Annotated in this window: 25 protein-coding genes and 1 pseudogene; 8 read left to right on the top strand and 18 right to left on the bottom strand. The window is 43.1% G+C overall.

All coding sequences use genetic code 11. The annotated features are described in order from the left end of the window. Window positions 1-427: transposase (locus BJP37_RS05325; RefSeq protein ID WP_158069439.1), on the top strand; the 427-nt coding region annotated here is incomplete at its 5' end. Between the two features lie 555 nt (window positions 428-982). Next, window positions 983-1,573: a hypothetical protein gene (locus BJP37_RS05320; RefSeq protein ID WP_075905779.1), complete on the top strand. Its 591-nt coding sequence runs from the start codon at window positions 983-985 to the stop codon at window positions 1,571-1,573. A gap of 7 nt (window positions 1,574-1,580) precedes the next feature. Here BJP37_RS05320 and BJP37_RS38560 read toward each other — a convergent pair whose 3' ends face one another. The 13 genes and pseudogenes from BJP37_RS38560 to BJP37_RS38550 form a co-directional block, all read right to left on the bottom strand. Continuing rightward, on the bottom strand, window positions 1,581-1,721 hold the full coding sequence (locus tag BJP37_RS38560) for a hypothetical protein (RefSeq protein WP_158069438.1): 141 nt from the start codon (window positions 1,719-1,721) through the stop codon (window positions 1,581-1,583). A gap of 536 nt (window positions 1,722-2,257) precedes the next feature. Continuing rightward, a pseudogene (locus tag BJP37_RS05315) lies at window positions 2,258-2,635 on the bottom strand (type II toxin-antitoxin system VapC family toxin); the annotation flags it as partial. A 15-nt stretch (window positions 2,636-2,650) separates the two neighbouring features. Further along, entirely contained in the window at window positions 2,651-2,929 is a 279-nt protein-coding gene (locus BJP37_RS05310; RefSeq protein WP_075897057.1) for a hypothetical protein, read from the bottom strand. Between the two features lie 144 nt (window positions 2,930-3,073). Then, a complete protein-coding gene (locus BJP37_RS43280; protein WP_269086950.1) occupies window positions 3,074-3,202 on the bottom strand; it encodes a hypothetical protein in 129 nt (42 codons plus the stop codon). Window positions 3,203-3,730: 528 nt separating this feature from the next. Beyond that, on the bottom strand, window positions 3,731-4,039 hold the full coding sequence (locus BJP37_RS05300) for a hypothetical protein (RefSeq protein WP_075897055.1): 309 nt from the start codon (window positions 4,037-4,039) through the stop codon (window positions 3,731-3,733). 148 nt (window positions 4,040-4,187) lie between these two features. Beyond that, window positions 4,188-5,189, bottom strand: coding sequence for an MvdD family ATP-grasp ribosomal peptide maturase (locus tag BJP37_RS05295; RefSeq protein ID WP_075905777.1), 1,002 nt, complete (start codon window positions 5,187-5,189; stop codon window positions 4,188-4,190). A 321-nt stretch (window positions 5,190-5,510) separates the two neighbouring features. Beyond that, window positions 5,511-5,750, bottom strand: a complete 240-nt coding sequence (locus BJP37_RS38555) for a hypothetical protein (protein WP_158069437.1) — start codon at window positions 5,748-5,750, stop codon at window positions 5,511-5,513. Continuing rightward, window positions 5,722-6,711, bottom strand: a complete 990-nt coding sequence (locus tag BJP37_RS05290) for an MvdC family ATP-grasp ribosomal peptide maturase (protein ID WP_075897053.1) — start codon at window positions 6,709-6,711, stop codon at window positions 5,722-5,724. Before BJP37_RS05290 ends, BJP37_RS38555 begins: the two co-directional genes overlap by 29 nt. Before the next feature lie 249 nt (window positions 6,712-6,960). After that, entirely contained in the window at window positions 6,961-8,010 is a 1,050-nt protein-coding gene (locus tag BJP37_RS05285; protein WP_229415207.1) for an RNA-guided endonuclease InsQ/TnpB family protein, read from the bottom strand. Window positions 8,011-8,031: 21 nt separating this feature from the next. After that, window positions 8,032-8,214 (bottom strand): hypothetical protein, encoded by a 183-nt coding sequence (locus BJP37_RS42170; RefSeq protein ID WP_229415206.1) that lies wholly within the window; start codon window positions 8,212-8,214, stop codon window positions 8,032-8,034. 69 nt (window positions 8,215-8,283) lie between these two features. Further along, on the bottom strand, window positions 8,284-8,664 hold the full coding sequence (locus BJP37_RS05280) for a microviridin/marinostatin family tricyclic proteinase inhibitor (protein WP_075897051.1): 381 nt from the start codon (window positions 8,662-8,664) through the stop codon (window positions 8,284-8,286). Between the two features lie 469 nt (window positions 8,665-9,133). After that, window positions 9,134-9,406, bottom strand: coding sequence for a microviridin/marinostatin family tricyclic proteinase inhibitor (locus BJP37_RS05275; RefSeq protein WP_075897049.1), 273 nt, complete (start codon window positions 9,404-9,406; stop codon window positions 9,134-9,136). Window positions 9,407-9,756: 350 nt separating this feature from the next. Beyond that, window positions 9,757-9,918: a hypothetical protein gene (locus tag BJP37_RS38550; RefSeq protein WP_158069436.1), complete on the bottom strand. Its 162-nt coding sequence runs from the start codon at window positions 9,916-9,918 to the stop codon at window positions 9,757-9,759. Between the two features lie 425 nt (window positions 9,919-10,343). Here BJP37_RS38550 and BJP37_RS38540 point away from each other — a divergent pair, with 425 nt between their 5' ends. Beyond that, entirely contained in the window at window positions 10,344-10,484 is a 141-nt protein-coding gene (locus BJP37_RS38540; RefSeq protein WP_158069434.1) for a hypothetical protein, read from the top strand. Here BJP37_RS38540 and BJP37_RS34215 read toward each other — a convergent pair. Then, window positions 10,481-11,152, bottom strand: coding sequence for a DciA family protein (locus tag BJP37_RS34215; protein ID WP_081431079.1), 672 nt, complete (start codon window positions 11,150-11,152; stop codon window positions 10,481-10,483). The two genes, BJP37_RS38540 and BJP37_RS34215, sit on opposite strands and share 4 nt — an antisense overlap. A 243-nt stretch (window positions 11,153-11,395) precedes the next feature. On the opposite strand from BJP37_RS34215, the gene BJP37_RS05255 reads away from it, so the two are divergent. The 3 genes from BJP37_RS05255 (at window position 11,396) to BJP37_RS05245 (ending at window position 14,794) form a co-directional block, all read left to right on the top strand. Then, window positions 11,396-12,820 carry an SPOR domain-containing protein gene (locus BJP37_RS05255; protein ID WP_075897047.1) on the top strand — a complete coding sequence of 475 codons (1,425 nt, stop codon included), beginning with the start codon at window positions 11,396-11,398 and terminating at the stop codon, window positions 12,818-12,820. Window positions 12,821-12,897: 77 nt separating this feature from the next. Continuing rightward, window positions 12,898-13,596 carry a PspA/IM30 family protein gene (locus BJP37_RS05250; RefSeq protein ID WP_075897045.1) on the top strand — a complete coding sequence of 233 codons (699 nt, stop codon included), beginning with the start codon at window positions 12,898-12,900 and terminating at the stop codon, window positions 13,594-13,596. A 430-nt stretch (window positions 13,597-14,026) separates the two neighbouring features. Continuing rightward, window positions 14,027-14,794 carry a PspA/IM30 family protein gene (locus tag BJP37_RS05245; protein WP_070392366.1) on the top strand — a complete coding sequence of 256 codons (768 nt, stop codon included), beginning with the start codon at window positions 14,027-14,029 and terminating at the stop codon, window positions 14,792-14,794. Between the two features lie 335 nt (window positions 14,795-15,129). On the opposite strand, the gene BJP37_RS05240 is transcribed toward BJP37_RS05245, so the two are convergent. Continuing rightward, a complete protein-coding gene (locus BJP37_RS05240; protein WP_075897043.1) occupies window positions 15,130-16,095 on the bottom strand; it encodes a glycosyltransferase family 2 protein in 966 nt (321 codons plus the stop codon). 58 nt (window positions 16,096-16,153) lie between these two features. After that, window positions 16,154-17,626 carry an RNA-guided endonuclease InsQ/TnpB family protein gene (locus BJP37_RS05235; RefSeq protein ID WP_269086949.1) on the bottom strand — a complete coding sequence of 491 codons (1,473 nt, stop codon included), beginning with the start codon at window positions 17,624-17,626 and terminating at the stop codon, window positions 16,154-16,156. 357 nt (window positions 17,627-17,983) lie between these two features. Between BJP37_RS05235 and BJP37_RS40770 the strand changes: the two genes are divergently transcribed. Continuing rightward, window positions 17,984-18,121 carry a hypothetical protein gene (locus BJP37_RS40770; RefSeq protein ID WP_198953963.1) on the top strand — a complete coding sequence of 46 codons (138 nt, stop codon included), beginning with the start codon at window positions 17,984-17,986 and terminating at the stop codon, window positions 18,119-18,121. On the opposite strand, the gene BJP37_RS05225 is transcribed toward BJP37_RS40770, so the two are convergent. Beyond that, window positions 18,106-19,629, bottom strand: a complete 1,524-nt coding sequence (locus BJP37_RS05225; RefSeq protein WP_075897039.1) for a carotenoid oxygenase family protein — start codon at window positions 19,627-19,629, stop codon at window positions 18,106-18,108. The two genes, BJP37_RS40770 and BJP37_RS05225, sit on opposite strands and share 16 nt — an antisense overlap. Before the next feature lie 549 nt (window positions 19,630-20,178). On the opposite strand from BJP37_RS05225, the gene BJP37_RS05220 reads away from it, so the two are divergent. Further along, the gene (locus BJP37_RS05220) at window positions 20,179-23,892 is read left to right on the top strand and encodes a filamentous hemagglutinin N-terminal domain-containing protein (RefSeq protein WP_075897037.1); all 3,714 of its coding nucleotides are present in this window, start codon (window positions 20,179-20,181) and stop codon (window positions 23,890-23,892) included. 172 nt (window positions 23,893-24,064) lie between these two features. Here BJP37_RS05220 and BJP37_RS05215 read toward each other — a convergent pair whose 3' ends face one another. After that, window positions 24,065-24,256 (bottom strand): hypothetical protein, encoded by a 192-nt coding sequence (locus BJP37_RS05215; RefSeq protein ID WP_075897035.1) that lies wholly within the window; start codon window positions 24,254-24,256, stop codon window positions 24,065-24,067. Window positions 24,257-25,490 lie beyond the last annotated feature (1,234 nt).

The following is a 25,490-nucleotide window of genomic DNA, read 5'->3' as shown; positions in this document are numbered from 1 at the left end:
CTGTATGAGTTGGAAGCCTGGTTCTGACCGTCGTGGTCATGACATCATTAAAGTAGGCTTTGCTAGCTCCACTTGTAAGCTCTGTCCCCATCGTCCCTTGTGTACTCGTACCAAAAAGCAAGGGCGCACCATTACCCTGCGTCCTCAACGCCAACATAATGCCCTGCAACAGGCTCGTCAGACCCAAACAACAGAGGCTTTCCAGCATCGCTATGCTCAGCGTGCAGGTATTGAAGGTACCTTAGCTCAGGGCATTAAAGCGTTTGGCTTACGTCGATGTCGCTATATCGGTTTGACTAAAACCCACTTGCAGCACATCATCACAGCTTCTGCCATGAATATTGTGCGTTTGGTTAATTGGTGCCAGGGAGTTCCATTTGCAGCTACCCGATGTTCTCGTTTTGCTGCTCTTGCGCCGACCGGTTGACCTATGTGTAAACAAATATTAATTTGGCCAGCGGTATCAATTCTGGGGGACTTTGACATCATTACCCCCCAAAATTGGTAGGGCTGTTTCATTCTCGCAAAAAATAGATGGGGAGATGGGGAGATGGGGAGATGGGGAGATGGGGAGAATTTTGGACTAATACTCGGGATTTTGGGCAAATTTATCTAACCTTCCTCGAAGGCCGTTAACAAATTGTTAGTGATTTGAGTTGATTGAAGGCGGTTAATTCGTCAGATTTTAATGACTAAATTTGGGCATTTTTCGGGAAATTTTAGTTGATTTCCCTATCCCCCTATCCCCCTATCCCCCTATCTCCAATAATCGTTAACTTACTAAAGTTTGAAACAGCCCTGCCCAAAATTGGGGGGCAGGGGGGCAAAACCAACTAAACTTCGTAAGTCCTATAAAAATTCTAGGTGTTGCTATTAGCTATTAGCTGTTAGTTATCAGCTGATAGCTGACTAGTCGGGGTTTTTGTGCTTGGGTATAAAAATGCTAGGATTTACCCAAAACTCAGCTAACAGGTGCTCTGCTATGAATGTCATAAAAATAGGATCATTTCTATCACTGGGCATTATATTCGCACTAACTGGCAATCCGGTTAATGCCCTGCCTGGTCAGAGAACTGATCAAGTTGCTGCATGGATTAACGGTCACCCCACCCTACGGCCTGGTATTGGAGATGGCTTAGTAGTGCGCAAAAGTGATACAGCTGGGGAACGATTTACTTTTCAAGCCACTGTCTTGCCTCCTGGTAGCATCTCTTATCCAAAAGACCGGAGTACAATTCGCAGTGAACGCATTGCTATCCATGACCAAGTTAATGGGGTAACCCTCGAACGCCTGGAGGAATCCCTACGCACTGTCTATGGCCCACAGATTTATCGAGATTACAATAGCGCCCAGTTTGTATACACCTATCCCTCTCGAGAAATCTTAGAGTTATCACGACGAAAAAACCTACCACTGTGGTCAGCTGAGCAGGGTCAACTCTTGTTAGGAGAAAAATACGGCTATTGGATAGAAATAACTCAAAATGATAGCGGTAAGGCTTTCATTGGGCAACTTACGGTTTTCTTGAAAGAGGATTTAGGCAAACTAGAAACAGAATTACGGGGACGGTAGGTGAGTATTAAGAAGAAGGGAGTAGGGAGTAGGGAGTAGGGAGTAGGGAATCGGGAATCGGGAATCGGGAAAAAATCCGGCATTGCTGAATCTTCGGATGAATATGAGTAGGGTGCGCATCCTGCCCGCCCGGGAATGAAACTGGCATGATGCCCGTTCCACCAACATGCCTGTTCCACCAACATGCCTATTCCACGCAGTTTTAGCTGGCTGGCGGCAATAGTCTTACCAAAAAAATTGGGTAATCGCGCCCCGTCCTTCGTTCGACGGCAATTCTAAGAGACAATGGGATTGAAAGTTGGCACTTTGTGTGCTACTATAAAAGTATAATCAATCTTTCTTTTGGTGTAGCTAGATACTGTCTAAACATAAGTAGGCAACGTAAAAAATATGTAGAGCTTACATATTGCGTAATTGGGTCTAACGACTTAAATGTTTATGAAAGATTTAGATAAAAAAGTATCTAGTTAAAGCGATGCAGCGCGGTCATGGGGGTTTCCCCCACTCGCGCTTTGCATCAAGACATAGATTTTGAAAAGGTACGGTGGGGCACACCGGAACCCAAGTCCGAAGACTAAATACGCTTGTGGAGAGGAGACCTCTATTTTTCCTGGCTCCGGCCTGGTTAAACAAGTCACCCCGTGGAAGCAAGAATCCCCGTCCTTCCAGGGCGGGGAGTGTCAAAAATCCCTCTTGCTCAAAGTGCCGATCTGTGGTTAATGCATCGGTTATGCTACGTTGGCGCATCAGAATAAAACTGACCGCATCGCACAAGGAATAGGTCTTGTCCTGCCGATCAGCTAAAAGCTGCATGGCTTCTCGGTGTAGTTGTTCATCAACCCAGACTGTTTCAATGTCTGGATTATCAACCAAGTCAACCACAAACTCCAAAACTTTAGCCCGAGGGAACCGGCGGATCAGTGCAAGAGCAACCAACTCAGCTAAGACATGGCTATGAGTCAAGAGTTTACTGCCCGCATCATCGACTAACTGCACCGCCTTTTTATGCTGTGGTTCGTCCCGATGGATATAGCACAACAAACCTGATGTGTCTAGAAGCACAAAATAACTCCGCTTCTAATACTCATCACTATAAGCTCTGGCTAGGTCAGCATCAATCTCTAGGTTATCTACACCCGTTGCGTGTCCTAGACTGACTGCACCTGCATGGCTTTTGAACTTCTGTCGTGCCTGCTCTTGCTGCTCTGGAGACAGCATCGTAGTGCTAACAGTTCCGTCTTGTCTGCTGAGAACGGCGACTATCCAATCCGTTATGGATATTCCTACTGCATTGGCCTTACGCTGTAGGTCGGCGTAGACTTCATCGCTGATTTCTAGAGTTAGCTGCTGACTCATAGGTGTTAGGCAATTAGCTATTTGAAGCAATTATAGCTTTTGGGTTGGCGTTGCTGAATAGCAAAATGGTTTAACCAGAAAGGGGAATTTCCTGAAATTTTCAATAATAAATTTTCAATAATAAATAAGAAGCCTAATTGATAACTACAACATTACCAAACAAGTTTTGTTAGTTTGAATTTGATTGGCAAGATTGACAGCCCGTTGATGATTATGATCGGTGACCGAAGATAATGCGATCGCAAAAGAAGTATCTAAAAAAACTTCAGTCATTCTCAGAAACAGTTTCCCCATACAAATATTGGTCAATTTTGTCTGACCAATCTGGGTCACCATGTAATTTTAAACACTGAGCAGTTTGAAGGAATGTTGTAGGTTGCCTTACTTAATCAGACAAAACACTTTCAACAATAATCCGTACCCTTGTACCTGCAGCTAAGTTTAAAGGCACTTCCAGTTGAAGAGCTGTCCCATCAAATACCGCTTCAAGTTCTTGGAGCATGATTCTCTAAAAGCTATTGACTATTCTAGTATAGTCCGATCTTTACCTATAACGGCCTCAAGCTTAGCGGCGCGAGCACCACCTGTCGGGAAAAAGCGAACTATTAGCGATCGCATCTGCTAGAGCGCCCTAGTTAGGAAGAAATGGGATGATGCAGCTAAGGTGCATCCACACCATAATCTTAAGATGCGTTTGCCCTGTGGATATGGCTCTTGCTAAAATAGGGTCGCTCAATTCTAATTGGTCAGTTACACTAATCATTTTTTGCTTGATATCGGGAAATAATCCAGTACAACGGTTTATTTATAGCTAGAACTTTCTGAACTTGGATTCAATAATTCCCACAATCCAACAAACCCCACAAAAAACGTATAAATGCCATAGGTTATAGGATTTTTATCACAACTGTCAGCTTTAAAAGCAGCGATTACACCTTCAATGAAATGGGATATTAAAGCGATACTTCCTAGCCACAATACATAATAGAGGTTACTTGGTAGATAGCCATGGGTTAGCCGTAAATAAATATACCAAATTTCTAGACCTAAAGCGCAAGTAATTAAACTAGTAGATGTTATTTTAATTAGATAAAATAATTGCTTTTTCATGCTCATATTATCCTGAAGTTAAACCCAGACTATAAACAAACTATTTTACCTATGTTACTATGATAGATAGCGTTTGTATCTGGGTGAACACAGGAATTGCCTTGCCCGTAGCGCTATATTCTCCCTATTGCCTGCTCCCTTTGCTATACTAAGAACGCCGTGGCACTAAGTTCAGCAAAACATCAGCAATAGCCTGGGAAATTGGTAAGCCAGGGCAAAGCTCAAGCCAGAAGAATTCTCCCACTGGATTGACCTCAAGAAATACATGGCGACCATCGGGAGTTAGAATAATATCAATCGCGCCATAGTTCAAGCCAAAGTAATCCATTAGCTTCAGCAACTTTTCTTCCAGATCTTGGGGCAGCTGATAGGGCTGCCAAGCGTTTAGGGAATCAACGCCCCGTCGCCGCCAGTCATAACGAGCACCTGGAAACTGTTGAGAGTCTATCGAAGCAGTAAACACTTGCTTTCCGACAATTGTGGTTCGTAACTCTAGGGTCTTAGGGAGATGTTCCTGAAACGTCATTGGACAGAACCTTAATCCATCCAAGTTGTGCAAATCCTCTGGTTTGACAGGATTGGTAAACACTACTTGCTCCTGTCCCTGCTGATCATAGATGGCAAAGGATGAAAGCATTTTGGTAATTATGCCAGACTCACATTCTTTGGCAAATTCCACCACTGCGGCTGGATTATTAGTGGTCAGGTTAAGGGGAGTATCTATCCCGAGTTCCCGTGCTACTTTTAGCTGTAACTGCTTATTCTTAGCTTGCTCAATCACAGAGCCCCGATCCAAGTGGAAGCCATCAATACTGGCAATCATACCTTGGATAGTTACACGAGATTCTTGTACAGAGGCTTGCCGCATTTGCGGATCCATGGTGCTCGGAATTCTTGCACCCATGGCAATGCGCCGATACCAAACTGCTGAGACATCCTGCAAATCTAGCTTTTCTTCCTCAGACTTCAGGATTAGTCTTTCTTTATTCTTACCATCTGTATTCTTACCGTAGTAAATATCTAGTTGGACTTCCGTGGGAAATCGGTCAGTATCAAATCGAAAGGCTTTCCCCCCTTTTTCTTGAATGGCTTTTACCACTAGGGGAATGCTTTCGTTGTCTTGGCTATGGGTAATAATTAAAACTGTCATTGTTAATAATAAAGGGAATAGGGAATAGGGAGTAGGGAGTAGGGAGTAGGGAATAGGGAATAGGGAATAGGGAGTCGGGAGTCGGGAGAATAAAATTGTTAAGTATCGCTCCAAAAGTAAAAATCACAAATTTCCCAAGTTAATTATTCCTAATTAATACCCTACAATCAAAAAAAATAAATTAGTTATATATTGCAGTATTCAACATCTAATTTATGATAGATTAAACTAGGTAATTCCAAACATAAATAAATCATGATTTATAGTAATTTTTTTTATTTTATAGCGTTGATAGCACTTATGATGTACAGTATTTTTTGACTATATATCCTTAATAAGGGGAGATATTATTGCCTTAAAAACATCTTTATTATTGCCTTTTGCCTCTTGCCTTTTGCCTTTTGCCTTTTGCCTTTTGCCTCTTGCCTCTTGCCTCTTGCCTCTTGCCTCTTGCCTCTTGCCTCTTGCCTCTTGCCTCTTGCCTCTTGCCTCTTGCCTCTTGCCTCTTGCCTCTTGCCTTTTGCCTTTTGCCTTAATTAGCAACGTCAGACAATAAGGCATCTGCGATCGCATCAGAAATGGGGTAACCCAAATCTCGCTCTAGCATGCCCCATTCGCCAGTGGGGTTAACTTCTAGGAAGACATACTCACCGTCTGGGGTGACAATCATATCAATAGCGCCATAGGTTAGTCCTAACCTTGCCATCAAAGCATTCAGGCCATGGGCAACTTCACTGGGCAATTGATCAGGTTCCCAAGGACAGTCTTCTGGTTTAGCAGAGCGCCAATCCATCGTTGTTGCAGAATACCGATAAGCATCGAGAGCTCCTACATATAGATTTCCCGCCACGAATGCTATTCGCAACTCCCGCTGTTTAGGAATTTCCTCTTGGAATACCATCGGACTATAGCGCAACATTTCTGCCTCTTGGAGGTCTTCTTCTTTCACAACGCTGGTATATAGGAAAAAAGAAGAAGCTTCCATACCGTAAGAAAGAGGAGTAAGCAACTTAGCCACCATCTTTCCTTCAACCTCCCCGAAAAAACCCCGCATCCGATCTGGATTATTCGTGACCAGAGTGCGGGGAACGAGCAGACCAACTTCATTAGCAATTCTGAGTTGACGTGGTTTGTTTTCTGCTTCTCGGATTCGTTCTAACTTATCTACCCAACGAGCATGGTTGAGATTATCTAAGAAACCATCAATGGTTGCTAATGATTCCCTAACGCAAGCGTCTTGGAATTGGGGAGCTAAATCTGGGCTGACTTGTGGATGCCAGAGTCGGCGCATCCATACCCCCTGCACGTCTTCGGTTTTAATGGAGTTTCCATTATAGTCTAACTGGTAACTAAGTCCTTCGCTAGTGATCCCGGCTGCTAGTTGCACCTTACTGGGAAATTGATCGGTATCAAAGCGAAAGGGTTTAGCTCCTCGTTTTGATAGGGCTTCGGCGACTCTATCAATAGTGAAATAATCACCACTGTGAGTGATCAAGACAATTAGATCACGAGATCGGTTCATATACCTAAATGATAACGAATAAATAACGGTTAAATAGATAACACTCAGCCCAAAGCTAATCGCTGAGGGCTGATCGCGGGTTTTAAAAGCTCAGTTGACGCAAAGGGAGAAATAGTATCGGTAATTATTTCAACTACCCCTGCCTGATCGAGTACTCTCATCGAGTACACCTGGTGTTGGCAAAGGGATTGTGTCTACAGTCCACCTCCAATCTAAGTACCGAGATAGGTATAGCCTTTGGCAATCCCCTCAGTCTAGAGTTTTGGTTTCATCCTGGGACACATCAGGGACGGTTGAAAGTCGCCCCGTCCTCTCAAAGTCTTGCCTCAAGAGGAGCGTTCTCAGTGCGATATTCTTGGCTCCGACTAAATCAGCATGTAGTTTGTATCCACAAGCCATGCAATCAAAATCTAAGCCCTGATTAGGTCGATTGGCTTTACTGGTGTGACCACAACGGGGACATGACTGGGAGGTAAAATCAGCATCAACTCTAATCGCTAAAGCGCCACCCAAAACAGCTTTATAGTCAATGAAGTCATGTAACTTAGTAAACTCCCAAATCCTTTTATTTATATGGGGTTTACACAGTTTTATAGATGGTTCATGGCCTAGTTGTATTAGCTTAATTTGATCAGGATTATGGGTAATATTTTCTAGACCAATCAATGAGCCAAAAATCACGACACGTTTGGCAATACAGTGATTAATATCAGCGTTAAACCGTCTCTCTCGTTTTGACAAGACTATCAACCGTCTGGTAGCCGAACGAGTGCCTTTTCGCTGTAGAGTTTGTTTCGTTTTATAGTAACGATTAGCTCTATGAATTACTGACTTGCCAGAAAAGAAACCAGCTGTTTTATTCGTATCAAAGGTTACGGCTAGATAGCGCTGACCTACATCCACACCAACAACACGTTTAATCGCTTCAGGTTTAAGTTCGGGTAGCTCCAACTCTAAGCTTACTAGTAAATAGTAAGTCTTGGTTTTTTCAGCATAGCAAATTATTGCTGCACCTATTTTGGCTATACCTGAATGAATCAAGTCTAAGTGTTTTTTATATCCGGAGTAGTCAACTTTTATGCGACCTTCTAAGGTAACTAGGCTAGCTTTACCTTTAACAAACGAGTAGTCACGCTTGTAACTAAACGTACAGGTTCGAGCTATGAATTTAGGAGGGGTGTCTAACCCTTTGTAACGCTTGTTGGTAATGCCAGATTTTAAGTGAGTAGCATTACGCTCTACTTTCATCCAGAGATTTTTATAGATTGCAGCTACCTGTCGAGGTACGTTACATGCCATTTGGGCTGGTAACCTAAAGCGTTATCGAATGTCGTAGTAAACCTGCTTTTGTAACTTAGCCGCATAGGAAATTTTGCCGTTTTCAAAGGCCAATTTCGATGTATAGTTTAAGGCATCACGATAGGCTAAAGTAACTGCACGAAGCTTTTCTTTTTGCTCCGGTGTGCAGTTCAACTTCAGCTTTGCTGTAATTACCTGCTGCATCGAATTCTTGACCTTTATTAATTGTGTTATAGCAGTTATAAATAACGCTATAGTCAACCAGACACGATATTATTTCTGGTGAACATCTTCGTCATCAGAAGGGAACTTCAGGGTCACAATTGGACCACCGCCACCATCTTCTTGATCCGATGGGTACTTCCGGGTCATCGCAATTGGACCACCGCCACCCTCTTCGTGATCTGAGGGATACTTCTTAGTCAAGGCTGGACCACCACCACCCTCTTCGTGATCTGAGGGATACTTGCGGGTAAAGCATCCGGCACCATCTTCAAAATCAGAGGGGAACTTCTCTGTCATCGCAAATCCGCGACCGCCTCTAACATCATCCATTTCCTCTTCAGATAGCTCTTCGCACCATTGCCCTTCTAGGTAGCGGGCAAAAAAGGGAACTGCTTGGGAATTTTCTTCTGGTTTGTCCATATTAGACATGGCTTTAAACTCCTAGTGGATAAATAAGATGTGGGGAAATAGGAGATAGGATGTGGCTAACTCATGTTCCTAACTATGAATACATGAATAGACACAACTATTTCCCTATAAATCTATTAAAAGCCATGCCTCCCTAGCTGTAACGCCAAATTGGCGAAAATTTTCACAAGTCATTGGTAATTGGTCATTGGAGATTAGTAATCTGAACTCTAAAAAAGTGTTCTAAAGATTAATTGTAGTAAAATGGGACAGTAAATAGGGAACTTAGACTTACCAATTTTTGGTAGTTGTAGCAACCGTTTAATTAGTTCATAGTACTACCATAAATCTGGGTGTTACTTCCCCAAATACCAATGACTAATTACTCATCAATAAAGTAAATTTAAACCTAAAATAAATAAGTTATGTTCTGGGTATATTCTTCCCCATCTTCCACATATCCTCCGTCTCACAAATATTACACGGATTGCTATATTTCATCATTATCCGATGGGTACTTCAGAGTCACAATTGGACCACCGCCACCCTCTTCGCGATCAGAGGGGAACTTCAGGGTTACAGGCAACCAATCTTCCCGATCAGATGGGTACTTTCTGGTAACACTGCGAATAGGAAATTGACTACCCCCTTTTACAGCTTCCATTTCTTCCTTAGATAAGTCTTCAAGAAATTGTCCCTCCAAGTAGCGGGCAAAGAAGGGAACTGCTTGGGAATTTTCTTCTGGATTGTTCATGTCTGACATCGTAAAATTACTCCTAGATAATTGATTGAACTTACTTGCTAGTTAAACTGTAAGCATTCAGCTAAGGCACTACCTGCTGAATGCTGAGTGCTAATAGCTGATTTTTAAGTATCTATATACTTATCGGGCGAAGCAGCAACCATTATGCAGAAAATTTTCAATACAAGTAAGCATATGCGCTACGCGCACGCTACGCGAACAGCGGTCAGCGGTCAGTGCTCAGTGCTCAGTGCTCAGTGCTCAGTGGTCAGCGGTCAGCTTATTTTATTCAAAAGCACCGATTGCGCTACTTGAGGTGCTGCGCGAACAGTACCGTGGCACAGGCTTCTAGCCTGTGACCTAACCATAAGCTAATAGCTGATAGCTAATAGCTGATAGCTAATAGCTGATAACTGATAACTGATAGCTGATAACTGATAGCTGAATGCTGATAGCTGAATGCTGATAGCTGATAGCTGAATGCTGATAACTGATAGCTGATAGCTGATAGCTGAATGCTTACATCTTAGCAAGCTAAATTGATTCTACACTTAAGAATTAAAAAAATAAGAGGACATAAAAATAACAATTATGTCTCATAGCCTTAGGAATCTCTGTGTAGTTATACTTTGAACCATTGGTATTATTTTTGGTAATGGGTAATGGTACCAAAGTAATCATAATTACCTTACCCATTACCAAAGCGTGACAATAGTAATATTATCTGGATATCAAATCTCCCCCATCTCCCCATCCTGATAAGGGTAGGTTTTTTACTTTGACGTCAGGTGTGGGGTGTGGGGTGTGGGGTGTGGGGTGTGGGGGATAAGAAAGCGATGGAGCAAGGGAACAGGGGGTTTCCCCCGCATTAAGGCGCTGCATCATTTCTTCGTTGTTTTGCTTTTCCTCTCCCTCTGGGTCGCCCCATGTTTGACCTTAATGTAAAAAACCTACCCCTGTGAGCGCCCCACACCCCCCTACCTACTGCCTACTCGTTACTCGTTACTCGTTACTCGTTACTCGTTACTCCCGACTCCCGACTCCCGACTCCCGACTCCCTTCTCCCTACTCCCTTCTCCCTTCTAAAGCCTTGGTCTAAATTTGCCATTGCTTAATAGCACAAAGACCACAGACATCCCAACGCTGAAGTTCTCCTGGTGGAGTCGGACACTGACACTGAGGACAAAGTGGTAAATTTTGCGATCGCATCTGCATCATCTTTGCCCAATGTTTAAACGCTGCTTCGGGTCTGTTCGCGTAGCGTAGCCTATTGGCCAGAGTTGTGTCAGTAGTTGTGTCAGTAGTTGTGTCAGTAGTTGTGTCAGTAGTTGTGTCAGTGGCTTCACTACTTTCTCTGTTTTCTCTGTACTCCAATTCCTCAGAAACCAGTGATGAAGACATTGGCAAGATGGTGCTAGGATGTCTATGGTTTGGGGTCAACTCAGATTGTGAATAGCCATTGCCCAAAACTTGTGTTTTCCGCCACTGAGCTGGAGAAAAGTGGATGTCAACTAGGGGTTCAGACCAACTAGCATTAAGCCGTTTCAACAACATCCGGCGCTTAAATTTTAGTTCTTGTGCCCAAACAGAGCTAGAGGTAGCCACATATAAGATATCCCTAGAGATAGCATAGGGTCTGGTATGATTAGCTATGTTCACTCCTACTATTTCAGACCAAGACTTAATTAGGTATGACAAGCGTTGTATACCTTCCCACTCCGGCTGATTTGTAATCCTATCTAAGATCTGATTGAGTGATTTAAGCATATCGCCTTACTATAATTAATTGATTTCACAATAGTTTTGATGGCTTCAGGACTGACGTCACAGGCTAGAAGCCTGTGCCACACTAGGCTACAAACTAGCTTAAATAAACTAGCTTAGATAAACTAGCTTAGATAAACTAGCTTAGATAAACTAGCTTAGAGTTAGTAGGGTGACCCTAGAGATAGAATGGCTGCGTAAGTCCTGTTGCTTGTTCTATAGCACAAACGACCGATCTAGTCCGCCATGAGCCAAAACTCCTCAGTTAATTCATCCCCTAGCTCGACGGGTAACTACAACCTCAACTCAGTTTTACAAGCTGCTCTGAGTAGCCTTGATGTACAACTAGAGGAAGAATTAGCGCGCTACCGACGTCGAAGAGTAGGACGCCCAGTCATGACTAACCGTAGTCTTGGTCGTAACCGGGCGCGTAAACCCCTAGAGTTAATTTCTGTGGGTGAGGTACAACAGAAATCCTCACCATCGCAGACAAACAAGACCATCCCTCAACTAAAGCAGCCATCAACCATTCCACTGCCAAACCTAACAGCCAAGGGGACAACTTCTCTCAAACAACCACAAGAGCCATTGGTTGAGCAGACTGAATCCCTAGATTCCCTGTTATCACAGTCCCCGAAACCTACTCAGCCACCAGTTGCCTCCCAGTATAATCATGGTGAAAGTGCTAGCTTAGGTATTCAGAAAGAGGCTACGGAGCAACTTAAGCCTCCTGAAAAATTGCCTGAAAAATCAGGTAGTTTGATCAAGTTAGGGGCTAACCAAACCCAGCCAGAAGATTATCTCGAATCATCAGAAAAACTACTACAGAGTCTGGCAGAAGATGAAGAAAAATTTGACAACCAAAAGCAGGTGTCTTACCAACTGCTGACTCCGTTAAATGTCGGTTTCATGGTACTTTTGCTGTTGTTAAGCGCTACCCTACCCTATATCTTCTCCAATCCCTCGGTGTTAAGTAATCTGGATCTGTCCCAGCTGATTAGCTCCATCATTCCCAAGATCTCCAAAACCCCCCAGGAAATTAAACCAGATCAACCACAACAGACTGAGTCGGTTCCTAATTCTCCCCTACAGGGTGGTCCTAATTTGGCTTCTGAGGAATTTGTAGACTTGAACTTACATACCCTTTCTCAAGTGGAAGCTACTCCAGGACCGCAGCAAAAACCTTTTTATACAAAAGATGTCCCAATACCAAAGGTGGTTGAATCAGCTCCTAAGGTGGTAACTAGACCGATGCCTCCTAAAGGGTCTTCCTTATCTTCAGTACTTTTGCCTTCTGTTCAACCACTCCAAAAGGTTCCCCTGTCATCATTACCAACAAGCTCAGGCTCTTTAGTACCCCCAGGAAGACGGGCACAGTCAGGATTACTTCAACCAGCTATATCTGAAACACTCCAGAATCAAGCCGCATCTCTAAGAACAGTGGTAGAGGAGTCTTTACCTGCGCCCGATCCTTTCTACTATGTGGTGATCAACTACGATGGTAAACGTTCCCTACAGCAAGCTAGGACAATTGTTCCTGATGCCTATGTGCGCAAATTATCTCAAGGTACCCGCATTCAGATGGGAGCGTTCAAATTTGAACATGAAGCACAAGGTTTGGTAGAAAAACTCCAGCAACAGGGAATTTCTGCTTCGATTTATCGTCCTTGACTTAAGTGTTAAGGATTATCAATCTCAATAATATCAGTAAAGATTCCCTAAGCCCTGATCATGTATGGAAACCTGCCATGGCATTATTAGATCGTATGTTGAGAATCATTCGTGCTAGCCTTAATAGTCTGATTAGCCAAGCTGAAGATCCTGAGAAAATCCTGGAACAGGCTGTCGATGATATGCAGCAGGATTTGATTCACATGCGTCAGGCTGTAGCTCAAGCGATCGCTACCCAAAAACGCACCGAACGACAAGCCTCTCAGGCTCAAGCGGCTGCTGAGCAATGGTACCGTCGCGCTCAGTTAGCCTTGTCAGCAGGAGACGACAACTTGGCACGGGATGCCCTGACACGGCGGAAATCTCATCAGGTGACCGTCACAACCATGAACGCTCAGCTTTCCCAGCAAGCTGAGCTTGTGTCCAAGCTCAAGGAAGAGCTGCGTACCCTAGAACAGAAAATCTCAGAGGCGAAAACTAAAAAGAACTTGTATATTGCTCGGGCTCAATCAGCTAAGGCATCCATGAAAATTAATGAGATGCTCGCTAATGTAGGTACCAGTAGTGCCTTGAGGGCTTTTGAAAAGATGGAAGATAAGGTAATGGAGCTTGAAGCCCGGTCTGAGGCAATGGCTGAGTTAGGTAGCAATCAACTGGATCAGAAATTTGCCGCTCTTGAAGTTAACCATGATGTAGAAGCTGAGTTAGCCGCCATGAAAGCTAATCTAATTCAAGGAACCAACACTCCTCAATTACCCTCAACTCAGGCAGAATAACCGAAAAATCCGGAAAAATCCGATAAATACTTGGAAAAAGTAAGTAGTGTCCTCAAACTCCCCTCTTCGATAAGATAAAGACGTTTTCTGCAATATGGAACTATTATAGTATATCATAAGCGCCTCTGGAACCCAATTTTTAACCCCTCCAACAGCAATCCCTTAGAATCCCCCATGGTTCAGCCGCGAGAGAGTTCAAACCTTAGCTTGTTGTCTAGCACTTTTTCCCAAGAAGTTTTTACACTGGATCAAAGGCTCCCTGTCTTAATGGCTAGGGTATGGGTCAAGCCCGCGAATTTTTCAGCTACCCAACCAGACTTGAGACTCGACAGCAACAATTGCTTGTCCCTCAAGACAACTTAACTAGGCTTACGCACCAGCAAGCCAGTTTTCTAACTACAATGTACACTCCTAGAGGATAAACAGTGTTATGGGATTATTTGATCGCCTGAGCAGAGTGGTCAGAGCTAATCTGAACGATATGGTTAGCAAGGCTGAGGATCCAGAAAAGATTCTGGATCAAGCTATTGTTGATATGCAAGAGGATCTGGTTCAATTGCGTCAAGCAGTTGCCAGGTCAATTGCTGAACAAAAACGCACAGAGCAGCAATACAACAAAAACCAAACAGAAGCTAACAACTGGCAGAAAAGAGCTCAGCTGGCTCTGAGCAAAGGGGATGAAAACCTGGCTCGTGAGGCTCTGGTGCGTAAGAAGACCAATTCTGATACTGCTGCTACCCTCAAAACTCAGTTGGATCAGCAAACTAATCAGGTCAATACTCTTAAGCGTAATCTGGTGGCTCTCGAAGGCAAAATTTCCGAAGCCAAAACCAAAAAGAATATGCTCAAAGCACGAGCTCAGGCGGCTAAGGCGAATGAAAAGTTACAACAAACCATGGGGTCTATTAATACTAGTGGCTCCCTAGCCGCCTTTGAGCGTATGGAACAGAAAGTCTTGGAAATGGAGGCTCGTTCTGAAGCTGCCCATGAGCTGGGTGGTGCTGACTTGGAAAGTCAATTTAGACTCTTGGAAGGTAATGATGTTGATGATGAGTTGGCCACGATGAAAGCTCAGTTGGCTGGTGGTTCTGTATCTCAAGAAGCTTTACCAGCTTCAGAGGAGAAAAAATCGACTTCCTCAGATTCACCCGTTGACAAAGAGTTGGAAGACCTTCGCAAACAAATTGATAATCTTTAATTGGTAAGCATTCAGCGGTCAGCCGTTGGCCAAAGGCCACGCTACGCGAACAGCCGTCAGCCATTCGCGAATGGCCAAGGCTCACGCTACTTGAGGTGCTGACGTAACTAACGATTAAACCAATGCTTACTTGTTTTATTCAAAACCTGAGAGCTGAGAGCTGATAGCTGATAGCTTACGTTAATTGTTAATTTTTAATTGTTAATTGGTTAATTGGTTACTAACTAATTGGTTACTAACTAATTGGTTACTAGCCAATTTTCAATTTTCAATTTTTAATTGACTAATTAATTACTTTGTGTTAATTAAAATGGTTAAATGATTAAAATTGCCAATTAAAGGGGTAACTTGTGGTACAATTTAATATGGCACCCTAGAGTATTTCTAAGTAACAGCAACTTCCAAGCAATTGGTGAAAAAGCAATCGGTGAAAAACACTCAGGAAACAATAACTTGGCAGCACTGATCAACTTACCTCGTTTAAGGGCTACTAAACCCCAATGTAATCTCAAATAAGCTACCAGCTCCCAGAGTAAGGGGAGTTGACCTTGGTATTTTTCACTGACTAGTGCATAGATTTTTTCCTTAATGGAAATATGGGTTTTAAGACGTTTCTGGAACGAAAACTTATGATTATAAGCACCAGACCAAATCGTCCGGTAAGCTAAACACTTATTGATAAATATAGCATCCCCAAACTGAGCGATTTGAATCCAGGAATCAATATCATCAAAGTTGGTATCTAAGCTAGAATCCCAACCACCGGAACTCAGAAAACCATCACGGGAAAACGCCACTTGCGCTGGGGTCCCAAACGGTACCATTTCTAGAAGCATTCCATAATGAATGTCTTCTTGGGCTATATATAACCTTTGCGGTGAACCTACTTGCCGTGTTACACTTAGTTCTGCTCCTAAGGTATCTACTTGAGCCGATTGGCAAGAGCAAATCACGGCTTTCGGATGTAATGCGATCGCATTAGCCATTTCTTCAATGCAGTTCCTGGCTAAGTAGTCATCATCATCCAACAGCTTGATCCAATCACCAGTTGCCAGCTCTACCCCTTTATTTACCGCTTTCGAGTGGCCCCTATTATCGGAATTTCGGTGATAAACCAGGCTCTGCTCACCAGCACGTGTCAAGGCTTCACTGCGCTCTTGGACATAATCTTCGGTTCCATCAGACGAACCGTTGTCAACGATAACAATCTCACAGGGAAATGTCTGAGCAAGTGCGCTTTCAATGGCGCGCTTGAGTAGATCTAGGCGATTATAAGTCGTGATAACAACGCTGAATTTCATCCGGCACCCCTGAGGAAAATGCTGTGATTAGCTTAGGTTTAATCATGAAGCTCCAACCCTATAATTCCCCCACAAGTTTAATAACTAATAAGTTTAGCAATAAGTAAAGCGTAATTATCTCCCCATTTTGGTTAAACGTTTCTATATGAACTACCCCGTCCTGGTCGTTCGCCTTTGGCGTGGCCGTAGGCCAGGACGGGGTGTCAGCAGACCCGTCCTTAGAACGTGATTTTTGACGCTTCATCTTTCCTAGTTGCCTCATCGAGCCAGTGTGCTTACTAGTCTTTGAGGTAGAGCTAGAAAATCCACGTTTATCGAGGTCAGTCCCGTACCCCGGCTGTTTTCCATTAGCTGCATTGAACATTACCATTGCGCTTGTCTTGTCTCTATCGAACTCAAAGCCGCAAGCATCACAGACATGGTATCTATTCGATAGTTCAGCCCAACTTTTGTGAACTTTCCCACATTCTGGACAACGCTGAGATGGTTTTAATTGTCTAGTCGGTAGTTGAAGGACAATTCCGCCTTTGAGTTCGATTTTGTAGGTCAGCATTTTATTAAGAGTGCCGAATCCCACATCCAAAATAGCCTTGTTTAATCCAGCTTTTTGTTTTTTCCTTTTTGACCCTTTCTTAGCTTTTAGGGTCATCCCTTTTGTATTTAGCTTTTCAGTTACGCCGATGTCATAACGACTAGATAAATCTGACGTAACTTTGTGTTGCCAATCCTTGCGCGCTAACCCAACTTTTCTTTTTAATTTGGATTCTTTTTTGTTCGCCTTCTTCCAACGCTTAGACGCTTTTATGCCTTTTTTGAAATTAGGAGCCTGTTTGCTGCGCTTTTCCTTACCAGCGGCTTTAACCTTGGATTCTAAGGTCTTCGTAAAGCGCTGGTTAGCTATCTCCTCAAACTCTCTGCCATTGAAAGCTGTAATTGCTGTTTCAGTTCCCAAGTCATAAGCTACGATTTTTTCATACGTCAAGTCAGATCCTGATCCGTATTTAGCTGTTTGGGATTCTATTTTGACAGTTATTGAAGCATACCAAGCATTAACACTAGGCTTGTAAGTAATAGTTAAGGTTGTTGGAGTTCCCCAAGATTTTGTTTGACCACGCATCTTTATAGTGATGCCAAGGTCGTTTAACGTCAAAGTGCCATTCTTCCCGTCAGTGTTAACCTTCCAACCAGCTTTACTAGGATAAGTCCATCCAGAGTATTTCCGAATTGGTTTATACTTTGGAATTTCACTCAACCCTTGGAAGAACCGATTATATGCCAAATCTACTCTTTTAAGAGTGGCCTGCAAAGAAGTACTGTATAACTCCTTGTACTCCGGCCAGCACTTCTTGAAATCAGGCAAGCAATTCTGCTGATCAAAGTATCCTATGGATTTTTTGTTAGCCTTCCATTCATAGCGACGATCGGCTATCCCAGCGTTATAGAGTAACTGATGCAGTTTTCTCGCATAAAACATCTTTGAATTAGCTGTTTGATTGGGATAAATACGAAATGTCTGCCTAAGATTCGCCATAAATTAAATCACATCCTTTAACTCCGTGCTCTTTACCTGCTATATTATTAGTATAGTTGATGATAAATATAAATGTCAAGCACAAAAAGGAAAAATCCTCAGAAAAGAATGAGGGGAGCACCCGCTCATTATGACGAACTAAAAAGACAACACGGAATTTGGCTTACAGACAGCACTTGGAAATGGTTGCAGCTAGCAGCTAAAGACTCTGGGGTAAGCGTTGGAGAATACATAGAGAGCTGGGTCAGAAAACAGATCTCTGGTATTTGAAGGGGCTATCCATCCCCCACCTGAACGTTCGCGTAGCGTGGCCTACGGCCAGGTGGGGGAATTTCGCCCCCTCAAACTCCCCCTATCTTGTTAAAGTCTAAACCCTCAACCTGTAACCTTCAACCTTGGCCTTTTGGCCACGCTACGCGAACAACCTGTAACCTTCAACCTGTAACCTTAAACCTTAAACCTTCAACCTTCTTAAACCTTCAACCTTCAACCTGATTCAACCCCAGTCCCAACAACTCAGAAGTCCAGCTACCATGTAAACCGTAAGGGATATGATGCTTCAAGTGCAGTCGTGCTACCGGTCCACTAGTTAAATCACAACCATCTAAAATTACTAGATCCGACCGGTGATGACTAGCATCATATACTAAGGTCAATACCCAACCATCATCTTCTCGTTCAGCATTGGGTCGTGGCACAAACATTGGTTCATTTACAAAACCCTTTGGCGCAGCACTCCAGAATTGTTGTGTCTTTGTTTCCATATCTATTTTTAGAATCCCTTGTAATGGCGCATTACCGCTGGGACGATCAGCAGCTCCGATAAATAAGTAGCGATAGGGATTTCCTACATGATTAGGGTGAATGATGGGAAACTCGCAACAGCGCTCTTCTAATAACTTACTCCCTACGGTTTTGTCAGTTAAGTTCAACGTAAAGCGCCAGAGTTGTCCTGGTGCGATCGCATCAAAATCAACCTCCCGGAAATCACTACCTACGTCTACTGCTGATAATGACTCGTAGCAAATAGAATCGACATAAATCTTGCCATCTTCCTCAAAAGCATTAGCGTGATGGAAAATAAAGCCCGATTGGGTTTCTAGGATTTTGACTTCCTCTGTGTTCTGTTTACGAGGAATCACTATAATCCGGGTCGGTTGTTCAGGCTGATATGCCACACACTCACCAGCTCCTCGGTATCCCAACAGGAACGGAAAGGGATTATAGCTAACAGGATTTTGGAAGAAAATACAGTAATTTGGGGTAATCGCAAAATCGTGGATAAAGGCAAAACCAGGAACACTATAAGCCTGACGTCGTAATAGTTTACCGGTCAGGTTCAATTCGTAAATAGTAATTTTGCTAGACAGACCTGGCTGAATCGCGAAATTCACCAGACAGGGTTGACCACCATCAAGCTTACTACTAGGGTCAATCCAAGGATGAGCAGCAAAGGATTCACCCCCTAATAACACTCCATCCAAGTTATCTTCACCCAAGGTTTCAAGAGTATGGGGGTCTAGACTGTAAGGTTTAGCAGCTTCCCATAAAGCTAAGAGTTTGCCACCCCAGTAGATTACATTGGTATTCGCAATATTTTTAAGTTGGACATCAAATAGATTCGCTAACCAACCCCCAGGCTTCTGAGTGCCAAACACTCCTCGATATACCGGTTTCCCCGCTTTTTGTTCCGCTAAGAAGCCCTCTGTGCGCACAAAGCGATTGCGAAAATGGGCTCGACCGTGATCAAATGCGATCGCACAAATCATCCCATCCCCATCAAATGGATGATGCACCCGGTAACCATTAATATCCAGCAAACCAGGACCATTCCGTAACCAAGTCCCTTGCAACTCCTTAGGGATTTCCCCTTCTACTTGATCAATCCAATAATCCTCTTCATGGCGTTGGGACTCATAACCTCTTGCCCAATCTTCCTGGCTATAGGACACACCAGGATTAGAAACCCCATTGGCTTCTTTGTTGCTTAACACATTTTCCATCTTTTATCAAGTCCTTAGCCAGATTATTGTATAAATAGTTTTTAATTTTATTTACATTTTATTACAAAAGCAAACTGTGTATAGCAAAGGGAATCGGGAATCGGGAATCGGGAATCGGGAATCGGGAATCGGGAATCCGGAGATAACAAAAATTCTGACAATTTCTACACGGTTCCCTATATCCGTTGCCTATCTCTTCGAGCCATTACCCATCTCTGTAGCCCTGGCTAACATTATTTAACAAAAATTTACATCACTCACTAGGAAGTATAGGTATAATAATTTCTGTTATTATTTCCGGCAGTAATAATTAGTATTGCTAGTAACAATAACGGCCTCAAGCCACTATTAATCAAAGGTCAGCAATCAGCCGTCAGCTTAAAATAAACCCCACGTAGCGTGCGTCAATTGGCAAGCTGATAGCTGATAGCACCTCAAGTAGCGTGCGTGGCACAGGCTTCTAGCCTGTGATGTAGCGCTAATCGCTCATAGGTGATAGCTGATAGCTTAAATAAACTACCCCCTCCCCAGGCTCAGGAGACGAATCCCATGGCATTAGATGTGTTGAAACGCTATAACACTCAGTTTGGATTAGCGCTATGCTTAGCCATTAGTGGAGCGATCGCATTCCTAGCTGGCCAAGCTAATGCTCAGATTACTCCTGATGCTACTTTGCCCCAGGGAGAAACGTCACAGCTAGACCTGGGCTCTGGTGAGGTAAATGGGAAAATTGTTGATCTAATTAAAGGAGGAGCAATCCGGGATATCAATTTGTTCCACAGTTTCCTAGAGTTTAATGTCTCAGAAGGACAAAGGGTTTATTTTGCTAATCCAGCTGGGATTGAAAATATTCTGTCTCGGGTAACTGGTGCTAATCCCTCTAATATTCTTGGCACCTTGGGTGTCGATGGTGGAGCGAATTTGTTCTTGATTAATCCCAATGGGATTTTCTTTGGGGATAAGGCGAAGCTGGATGTATCCGGTTCTTTTGTAGGCACCACTGCTGATGGGATTGGGTTTGGCAATCGAGGAGTGTTTAGTGCCTCTAATCCAGAGCCGCCATCGCCATTGCTGACGGTTAATCCTAATGTATTCTTCTTTAATCAAATTCCGGGTAAGATTACCAGTCAAGCTAAGTTGGAAAAGCTAGCGGTTGATAACCTATTGTTGCTTGGTGGTGATATTGAGGTTAGCAAGAAAGATAGTAAAAAAGATAGTAAGATTAGCACCAATCAAGGTGGGAATATTCTATTAGCGGGATTGGGCGCACCAGGAGAAGTAGCTTTGACTCAAGAGGGTGACAAGCTGGGTTTAGAATTTCCCGATGGCGTCAAGAAAGCGGATGTTGTTATTAAGGATAGCGCTATAGAAACTTCCGTAGCTAAAGATAGCGATGTTGATGGTGGCGACATTAGGATTATTGCTGATTCTTTGGAAGTAGAAAACACCGAAAAGAAGAAAGACCGAGGGATTTTTACCAAGACTGAGAGGAATGGTAGGAAAAGCGGTGATATTAGTATAAGCGCTGATAACTCAGTATTGATTAAGTCTACTGCTAGAACAGAGCGCCAGGGAATCTTTACTAGAACACAGAAAGAAGGTGGAGAAAGTGGAAAAATTACCATCGACACTGGCTCGGTGACAGTAGAGACGGCTCGAAAAGAGCAGGGAATCTTCACCATGACTAAGGTCAATGGTCAGAAAGGAGGTGATATTATCATCACCGCTGATGACTCAGTTTCCATAATTGCTTCTCGTGACGGAAACCAGCATGGAATCTTTACCTTAACTGATACTGAAGGTGGCACAGGGGGAAGTATTCAAATTACTGCTGGCTCCCTGATGGTGGAATCGAAGAAAGAAACACCAGGGATTTCGACAAGAACAAAGGGAGATGGTGATAGCGGCAGCATTACCATCAATGTGAGTGGTGATGTAGAACTCAAAAATAAAGGCACCATTAGAACAGAACAAGTTGAAGACAAAAACGTAGATGAAAATGATAAAAAAGGCCGTCCCGGAGATGTCTTATTAAATGCCTTGGGCAATGTTATCCTCAACGATAATAGCCGACTTCAGATATTTAATGGAGGGGCAGCAGATGGAGGTAGAATTACCATCTTGGCTGGGGGAGCAGTTGAAGTCAGATTCAAAAGCAAAATTGAGAATGTCGCTAAAAAAAAATCTATAGGATCGAGCGGGGGCATTGAGATCACAGCTAAGTCCCTATTGGTTGATGCTCGCAATCCGAGCGATCCTGAATCTAAGAGAGGTCAAGTCCAAATTACGGCTAAGACCGACCCAAACACTAAAGGTAACGGTGGTCCGATAGACATCCGTGTGGGGTCACTGACGATGATTGGACCAAATAGATCAGGCTCTAGTGGTATAACTGCTAATACATCAGGAGCTGGAAAAGCGGGAGACATCACCATCATAGTTGAAGGAGACTTCATCATGGAAGATCGAGCCAAAATTGAAGCGAAATCTCAACAGGGCGCTACAGGCGATGGTAACGACATAATCATTGACGCTGGCTCACTTTCCTTAAGTAATACGAGCTTTATCACGACTGAGACTAAGAAAAATAAACCTAAAAGTAAAATTAAGAATGTTGGAAATCCGGGAAAGATCCAGATAACGGTTAAGGATAAGATTGAGATTATAGGCTTTGATAGCGGAATCAGAACTCAGGTAACTAAGGATGCGGGAAACAATCAAACCCGAGAAGAAGATGCTGGTAATATTACCATTAAAGCTCGCTCTCTATCTCTCAAAGATGGAGGAAGATTAGAAGCTTTTACTCAAGGCAAAATTAAAGCAGGTGATATTACAGTCGATGCCAAAGATTTTGTAGAAATTTCTGGGATTGGAGAAAAAAAAGAAAAAAAAGAAATAAAAACCGAAGAAAGTGGCATATTCACCCAAACTCGAAACGGAGCCAAGGCTGAGGGAGGGCTTATTCAGATTACAACACCGAGCTTGCGTCTATCAGATGGTGCAGTTTTGAATGCTCGAAGCACAACTGACTTTCGTGGTGGTGATATCAAATTAGATTTAGACACCTTGACAGTAAGTAACAGCGAAATTTCGGCTTCTACCGAAAGAGGAACCGCAGGAAATGTGGAAGTCAAAGCTAAAGACTCAGTATTGTTAACTGGAACTCTACCAAATAAGTCTAAATCTCCCGCAGGAATATTCGCTCAAGCAACCAAAGGTGGTACTGCTCAAGATGTGACTATAAAAACAGATGAGCTAACTGTCAAAGATGGAGCACGAATAGCAGTAAGCGGTGTCCCATTAACAGATAGTGGTTTTCCAGATAGTGACGTGAAGCAGAGCAAGCGAGGAGAAGCTGGCAAACTGGAAATTAAGGCTGAGTCACTCACCCTAGACAACGGCCAACTTATAGCTGCTACTGGAAAAAATACCACCAACAACGAAGCCACAGGAACTATCGAAATCAAGGTACCAGGAGTGATCATACTCGATAACAATAGCCTAATTTTAGCTAGCGCTATAGGTGATGCCAATGGTGGAAAGATCGAGATTTCTGGTGGAGTATTAGTAGCGCTGCCTTTAACTAATGATGACAAAGGTAGCGATATATTTGCTAATGCTGAAAAAGGCCAGGGTGGAGACATCAAAATCACCCTCCAGGGCTTATTCAATCTGAACGTAATTGAAGATAGAAGTGCGTTTCTTGACTCATCTGAAAATATAGACCGATCCTTAGTTTTCAATAATAATATTAGTGAAATAGCAGCTCTGGGTCTTCTTCAAGGTGCTACCGATGGGTCTATAAACCTTGAGGGCATCAATCCACTAAATGATCCTGAGATCTTACCAACATCACTAGTTGACCCTTCAGCATTAATTCTTGCTAACTGTCCCAGGAGTGGAAAAGTAGCTGTAGATGAACTGGGTGAATTCATTGTTACTGGACGGGGTGGCTTACCCCCAAGTCCCCTAGACCCAATTACTCAACGGTCTGTACTGGTAGATTGGATTACCCTTGATACTGAAGAAGAGAACATCGAAGAAGCTACCTCTACTCCTACCCCTGATGTCAGTTACTTACCAATGAGAGGGAAACGTCGTGTTGCCAATACTCCTACTCCTGCTCGTCCCAAGAAGAAAATAGTGGAAGCTCAGGGTTGGACAGTGGGCGAGGATGGTACAATTATCTTGACAGCTGAACCGAATACTGGTACTCCTAAGAGTAATTGGTATAACCCTAGGTCTTGTGGTAGCAAGGGTTGAGCGAAATGTTGGAAATTGCAGCAATTTTCAGCATTTATAGTGGTGGTGGATAAGTCTAGCGCTAGCTTAACTAGCTTCATGGGAATCCTGTCACTATCGAGAATTTCAGCAATTTCGGGAATAACGCGATTGACATGCAGTCACGCTACGCGATGAAGCAAAGCTTCCGCGCTTATGCGATCGCAATGTATAAGACTAGCGCTAGGTTAAGTGCCTTCAGCTTAATCCAGCTACTGTTGCTGATTTGAGCAATTTGGAGAGAATGCGATCGCGCTAGCTGGATAAACATTGGGTGAAAATCCGTTATTGTCGGAAATTCCAGCAATTTGGGGAAATCATGCGATCGCGCTAGCTGGATAAACATTGGGTGAAAATCCGTTATTGTCGGAAATTCCAGCAATTTGGGGAAATCATGTGATCGCGCTAGCAACAGCAACTTGCTGAGTTATCGAAATTTCCAGCAATTTGGGGAAATCACGATAGCACGTTGGTTGAGCAACAAAACGTGAAAATCCTTGACTATTGGATATTTCAGCAATTTGGAATAATCACGATAGTGCGTTGGTTAATCAATGCACGGTAGTTATCGAAAATTCCAGCAATTTGGGATAATCATGATAATGCTAGCTTGAGCAATTTCGTGAGTTATCGTAAATTCCAGCAATTGGGGATAATCACGATAGAGCTAGTTATCGAAAATTCCAGCAATTGGGGATAATCACGATAGAGCTAGCTGAATCAACAAGGCGTGAAAATCCGTTACTGTCGGAAATTCCAGCAATTTGGGAAATCATGCGATCGCGCTAGCTGGATAAACATTGGGTGAAAATCGGTTATTGTTGGAATTTCCAACAATTTTGGAAAATCATGTGATCGCGCTAGCAACAGCAACTTGCTGAGTTATCGTAAATTCCAGCAATTTGGGATAATCACGATAATGCTAGCAACAGCAACAAAGGGTGAAAATCGGTTATTGTTGGAATTTCCAACAATTTTGGAAAATCATGGGATAGCACTAGCAACAGCAACTTGCTGAGTTATCGAAAATTCGATCAATTTCGGATAATCCCAATAGTGTGTTGGTTGAGCAACAAAGCCTGAAAATCCTTTACTGTCGGAAATTATAGCAATTTTGGATTATAGTGCGATTGACTGAAAGTCACGCTACGCGATGAAGCAAAGCTTCCGCGCTTATGCGATTGGCCTTAGGCCAATCGCGTTTTAACTATAGCGCTAGTTAACTGGTTTGGCTCAATGAGTTTGCTATCGAAAATTTCAACAATTGTGGATAATCACCATAGTGCTAGCAACAGCAACTTGCTTATTACGGAAAATTCCAACAATTTTGGATAATTGCGATAGAGCCAGCAACAGCAATTTCAGTAGTTATCGTAAATTCTAGCAATTTGGGCTAATCGGGATAATGCGTTGGTTGAGTAACAAAGCGTGAAATTCGTTTACTGTTGGAAATTCCAGCAATTTTAGAAATTATAGGATAGGGCGAGCTCTATCGCGATTATCGGAAATTCCAGCAATTCTGGAAAATCATGGGATAGCGCTAGCAACAGCAACTTCGCTGAAAACCCTTTACTGTTGGT

This window comes from Moorena bouillonii PNG (genome assembly GCF_001942495.1).
GTDB classification, from domain to species: domain Bacteria; phylum Cyanobacteriota; class Cyanobacteriia; order Cyanobacteriales; family Coleofasciculaceae; genus Moorena; species Moorena bouillonii.
This window is presented reverse-complemented; position numbering and strand designations above follow the sequence as displayed.

Bases quoted from the DNA above. Each gene is read 5' to 3' on its own strand.
- BJP37_RS05255 (WP_075897047.1), top strand. From the start codon at position 11,396: ATGAGCCAAAACTCCTCAGTTAATTCATCCCCTAGCTCGACGGGTAAC.
- BJP37_RS05295 (WP_075905777.1), bottom strand. From the start codon at position 5,189: ATGACAGTTTTAATTATTACCCATAGCCAAGACAACGAAAGCATTCCC.
- BJP37_RS05290 (WP_075897053.1), bottom strand. From the start codon at position 6,711: ATGAACCGATCTCGTGATCTAATTGTCTTGATCACTCACAGTGGTGAT.
- BJP37_RS05240 (WP_075897043.1), bottom strand. From the start codon at position 16,095: ATGAAATTCAGCGTTGTTATCACGACTTATAATCGCCTAGATCTACTC.
- BJP37_RS05250 (WP_075897045.1), top strand. From the start codon at position 12,898: ATGGCATTATTAGATCGTATGTTGAGAATCATTCGTGCTAGCCTTAAT.
- BJP37_RS42170 (WP_229415206.1), bottom strand. From the start codon at position 8,214: ATGCAGCAGGTAATTACAGCAAAGCTGAAGTTGAACTGCACACCGGAG.
- BJP37_RS38555 (WP_158069437.1), bottom strand. From the start codon at position 5,750: ATGCCTTATTGTCTGACGTTGCTAATTAAGGCAAAAGGCAAAAGGCAA.
- BJP37_RS43280 (WP_269086950.1), bottom strand. From the start codon at position 3,202: ATGACTGAAGTTTTTTTAGATACTTCTTTTGCGATCGCATTATCTTCG.
- BJP37_RS05320 (WP_075905779.1), top strand. From the start codon at position 983: ATGAATGTCATAAAAATAGGATCATTTCTATCACTGGGCATTATATTC.
- BJP37_RS05220 (WP_075897037.1), top strand. From the start codon at position 20,179: ATGGCATTAGATGTGTTGAAACGCTATAACACTCAGTTTGGATTAGCG.
- BJP37_RS05285 (WP_229415207.1), bottom strand. From the start codon at position 8,010: ATGGCATGTAACGTACCTCGACAGGTAGCTGCAATCTATAAAAATCTC.
- BJP37_RS05310 (WP_075897057.1), bottom strand. From the start codon at position 2,929: ATGAGTCAGCAGCTAACTCTAGAAATCAGCGATGAAGTCTACGCCGAC.
- BJP37_RS05300 (WP_075897055.1), bottom strand. From the start codon at position 4,039: ATGAAAAAGCAATTATTTTATCTAATTAAAATAACATCTACTAGTTTA.
- BJP37_RS05235 (WP_269086949.1), bottom strand. From the start codon at position 17,626: ATGGCGAATCTTAGGCAGACATTTCGTATTTATCCCAATCAAACAGCT.
- BJP37_RS05245 (WP_070392366.1), top strand. From the start codon at position 14,027: ATGGGATTATTTGATCGCCTGAGCAGAGTGGTCAGAGCTAATCTGAAC.
- BJP37_RS05215 (WP_075897035.1), bottom strand. From the start codon at position 24,256: ATGTTTATCCAGCTAGCGCGATCGCATGATTTCCCCAAATTGCTGGAA.
- BJP37_RS34215 (WP_081431079.1), bottom strand. From the start codon at position 11,152: ATGCTTAAATCACTCAATCAGATCTTAGATAGGATTACAAATCAGCCG.
- BJP37_RS05280 (WP_075897051.1), bottom strand. From the start codon at position 8,664: ATGTCTAATATGGACAAACCAGAAGAAAATTCCCAAGCAGTTCCCTTT.
- BJP37_RS05225 (WP_075897039.1), bottom strand. From the start codon at position 19,629: ATGGAAAATGTGTTAAGCAACAAAGAAGCCAATGGGGTTTCTAATCCT.
- BJP37_RS05275 (WP_075897049.1), bottom strand. From the start codon at position 9,406: ATGTCAGACATGAACAATCCAGAAGAAAATTCCCAAGCAGTTCCCTTC.
- BJP37_RS38560 (WP_158069438.1), bottom strand. From the start codon at position 1,721: ATGCCAGTTTCATTCCCGGGCGGGCAGGATGCGCACCCTACTCATATT.